General features: G+C 69.7%; 1 protein-coding gene. It reads right to left on the bottom strand.

Annotation, left to right across the window (positions count from 1 at the left end; translation table 11 throughout):
- Positions 1-548, bottom strand: a 548-nt coding sequence (locus tag AAE045_RS24155; RefSeq protein WP_455549830.1) for a phosphatidylglycerol lysyltransferase domain-containing protein, incomplete at both ends; no start/stop codon positions are given.

The raw sequence follows: 548 nt of genomic DNA, 5'->3' as shown, positions 1-548 counted from the left end.
AAGGCCACGATGCGGCCCTCGGCCTCGACCAGCGCCACCGGGAAGCGGGACAGGTAGGCCGGGTCGAAGCTGCCCAGGGAGAAGCCCTTTTCATCACCGGCCTTGTCGTCCAGCCATTGCTGGGAGACCACCGACAGGGCCGGCAGCAGGGCCGGTACTTCCTCGGGGGGCGCGACGCGGAAGCTCAACCCGCCGCGCTTTCCGCGGTTCCAGGCCTGGCGCAGATCGGCGCGATCGCGGCCTTCCAGGGTGAAGTCCTGCAGCGGGACCATCGCCTCTTCGCCGAGTTTGACCAGGGTCAGGCCGAGATCGAGGTAGGTCTGCCAATGCGCTTCGCCCACCTGGTAGAACACCGGGCGCAGGCCGAGCCGGTCGGCTTCCTCGCGGAAGCGCCAGATCAGCGCACGCACCACCTCCGGCGGGCCGACCGGATCGCCCATCGCGATCAGCGAGCCGCCGTAGCGCTGCATCATCACGAAGCCGCGCTGCGCCTCGTCGCGCAGCACGGCCTTGTCCGCGGTGAGTACCAGGCAGGCCTGGGTGTCCTC

Source organism: Dryocola clanedunensis (assembly GCF_038405435.1).
Classification (GTDB): Bacteria; Pseudomonadota; Gammaproteobacteria; order Enterobacterales; family Enterobacteriaceae; genus Dryocola; species Dryocola clanedunensis_A.
This window is presented reverse-complemented; position numbering and strand designations above follow the sequence as displayed.